We start from the raw sequence: 3,169 nt of genomic DNA, 5'->3' as shown, positions 1-3,169 counted from the left end.
GCTTAGCGTTTTGGATGTCGTGCGCCACAACTTCCTCATTTCGCGATGAGTGCGTGCTGCTTTCAAATTGCTTCCCACGATAATGGAATGCGGGGTTTCGGCGGACTTGGCCGCAGTTGGACGCTTGATAGTTATCCGCCTCGCCGTGCGTCACCTGATTGATTTATATCACCCACCCATAAGGGAGCATCGAATGAAGATCCGGGCAAGCATCGAAGCCATCGCAGCAGGCGTCATATTGAGCGTCACGTTCGCCGCAGCGCCTGTCATGGCCGCCAACAGCCAGCAATCAAAGATGACCGACTGCAACGCATCGGCCGCGGGCAAGAAAGGCGATGACCGCAAGGCGTTCATGAAGGATTGCCTCGCGTCCGCCCCGGTTGCCGCCTCCGCGCCGATGACCCAGCAGCAGAAGATGACGGCGTGCAACGCGTCGGCGACGGGCAAGAAAGGCGACGACCGCAAGGCGTTCATGAAGGATTGCCTGAGCAACAAGAGCTGATAGCGACCGTTGCAGGAAAAGCCGCGTGCGGGGTCAGTTCATACCCGGCATGCGGCTTTTTTGATGTTCGCGGGCGGCGCGGCGAAGTGACTCAAAAACCCGGGAAAACCCCTCCCCGTCTTATTGCACTGCACCTAAGGTCACGCTACGCGCGGCGCGTTTTATCTCATAAGATGACGCGGAGGCGACCCAACCCATAACAAAAATGCGTCATGGGTCCGTCTTGGCTACCCGGCTTGGCAGCAGTGAGACCGACGGAGGCATCAGGATGGTTTGGAAATACAAAAACCGCTGGTTCAGACGGTGGCTGGTCGTTGTCATCTTCTGGCTGGTCCCGGTGATGATCGTGGTGGTCAACGAGGTCCGCGAGCAACTTGCCTACGACGCCGACGATCTTTCGCGATCGCTCGCCACATGGACTCTGACTGATGCGCAGCGCGCGACCCCGCTTGCTTTGAAATGCCAGGGTTCGCCTGATCAGGCGCGTGCCGCAGGCTGCCCGCAAGACGTGTTGAGCGCGAATGCGGCCCGCCATCAGGACGCCGTTGACGAATACGCACTTCGGCGCAGCGTACTCTTTGGGTATCTATGGCATGGTTTTGTCGGCTACTGGATTGTGCCGGCTGCGGCCTTGTTCTGCTTGGGCGCGATGATTGGCGTAATTCGCCGGATGCTGCGCCGTGCGCCGGCGGGGAAACCGGGGGCAGCCTCCAAGCTGTGAATGTGAATCGGCGGGAACAGCCACGCCGTGAAGCACGAATCCGTTGCTTCGATTCGGCGCGAACGCAACAAACTGACGAATTTAGTCATGCGCTTAAAAATGTTTTAAATTTATCTGACGAGGTATTTTTGACCGAAACGCTTAACCGGCGATGCATTTGGCCGCGCTTTCGCGCGCGATCCTATTGATCGTTAATATCGCCGGGACCATTTATCCGAGGGGTCGTTTATCGCTTGCAACGCGTGATTTTGAGATAGGTAAAAATTACTTCATAATGTTTTGCGCTGCGCTTGAAGCCAAGCGGGGTAAGGCTTAGCGAGTTTCTCGCCAATGTCGCACGTCGCATTGCTGTGTTATAAATCTCCATACAGCAAGACTAGTTATATGGGGTTTCCCGAAAAACCACGACGGAGAAAAACGATGCAAAGACGAAACTTCATGATTAAATCGACTGCGGCGCTGGCACTGGGAGGCCTTACGCTTGCGGGCTGTACCACGACGTCAAACCAGGGCGCTCAGGCGACCGCTGGCGACGCGGATGCTCGTCGTTCGATTGACGCCGATATTGACGCGGCCATGCAGCGTTTGTACGTCACGGCGAGAGGCTCGCGTGAGCTCGTCGGCAAGGCGCGCGGCGTCCTTGTGTTCCCGTCGGTTATCGCGGCCGGGTTTATTGTCGGTGCTCAATATGGCAAGGGCGCGTTGCGGGTTGGCGGCAGTTCGGTCGGTTACTACAGCACGACTTCCGGATCGATCGGCCTTCAGGCCGGTGGGCAATCGAAGGCGATCATCTTCTTGTTCATGACGCAGGACGCGCTGGATTCGTTCCGCAACGCGCAGGGCTGGTCGGTGGGCGGAGACGCGTCGGTGGCGCTGGTCAAGATGGGTGCGAATGGCGAAATCGATTCAACCACCGCGACGGCTCCTGTCGATGTGTTCGTACTGACGAACGCTGGGTTGATGGCCAATCTTTCGCTGGAAGGGACGAAGGTTTCACGCCTGAGCATTTGATCTGACGCCGAAGGCGTTGGGAAACCGTCGCGGGGCGCGAGCTGCGCGGCGGTTTTTCTTGAGGGTCGTGGGTGGGATGGGTTCTGGGCGGTTCTGCTAGCGGTGAGTGTGGGGCTAGAGCTTGGGGTGCTGCTCGCGGAGAGTGTGGGGCTAGGCCTTGGGGGGTGCTGCTAGCGGAGAGTGTGGGCTTAGCATTGAGTCCTTCTGCTAGCGTGGTCGTTCTGCATAAGTAGTATTTTCTTGCTTATTACTGTTAGCCCCTATCCGGGGCGGGACTTCATTTCTTTTCAAAACGCGAAAAGAAACGAAGCAAAGAAACGCGTTTTAAACCGCCAATTTTTAAGGGTCGTCGGCGCTCATTTCAGGCTTTTGGCACGAACGTAGCGCGGCCCCGAATATTTAACCCGCAGTCAAACACCCGCTCAAGCACCCACGGCGCGCACACGCTTCGCCTCGACGGTCGCAATTAACCTCTCCATCTTCAGTAGCGCCCTTGAACAGTTCAGCCATTCGAGCGAAAGGCTCATGCCCCTCGTGCACTCCTGCCTGTAATCCGCACACTTCACCTCTGCTACGCACATTGCGCTTCGCGCTTCGCACGACCGAGGCCGGTCAAGCACAAGTGTTTTGCCGTCGACGGTAATGGATTGCCACCGGCCTTAACGCTCTCTTTGCTGTTGGCGTCGCTACCGACGTTGCCGCCAGCGGCAACCGGATTGGGGCTGTGGAGGCGAAGCGTGTGCGTGCCGTTGGCGCTTGAGGGCGGGGTTCAACTGCGGGTTAAGTGTTTGGGGCCGTGCTACGTTCGTGCCAAAAACCTGAAATGAGCACCAACAACACTTAGGTATTGGCGGTTTGAACGCGTTTCTTTGCTTCGTTTCTTTGCGCGTTTGCAAAGAAATGAAGTCCCGCCCCGGCTAGGGGCTAACAGTAAT

3 protein-coding genes are annotated in these 3,169 nt (G+C 57.3%); all 3 read left to right on the top strand.

Annotation, left to right across the window (positions count from 1 at the left end; all coding sequences use genetic code 11):
- The first annotated feature begins 193 nt into the window (after positions 1-193).
- The 3 genes from WCA53_RS06480 to WCA53_RS06470 all read left to right on the top strand — a co-directional run bounded on the left by WCA53_RS06480 (position 194) and on the right by WCA53_RS06470 (position 2,234).
- Complete coding sequence (locus WCA53_RS06480) at positions 194-502, top strand: PsiF family protein (protein ID WP_423907090.1); 309 nt, start codon at positions 194-196, stop codon at positions 500-502.
- Positions 503-770: 268 nt separating this feature from the next.
- Positions 771-1,223: a hypothetical protein gene (locus WCA53_RS06475; RefSeq protein WP_423907088.1), complete on the top strand. Its 453-nt coding sequence runs from the start codon at positions 771-773 to the stop codon at positions 1,221-1,223.
- A gap of 420 nt (positions 1,224-1,643) precedes the next feature.
- Positions 1,644-2,234 carry a BPSL1445 family SYLF domain-containing lipoprotein gene (locus WCA53_RS06470; RefSeq protein WP_423907086.1) on the top strand — a complete coding sequence of 197 codons (591 nt, stop codon included), beginning with the start codon at positions 1,644-1,646 and terminating at the stop codon, positions 2,232-2,234.
- Positions 2,235-3,169 lie beyond the last annotated feature (935 nt).

Source organism: Caballeronia sp. (genome assembly GCF_049581465.1).
Classification (GTDB): Bacteria; Pseudomonadota; Gammaproteobacteria; order Burkholderiales; family Burkholderiaceae; genus Caballeronia.
Note: the sequence above shows the minus strand (reverse complement) of the source record. Positions and strands in the feature narration are given on the sequence as shown.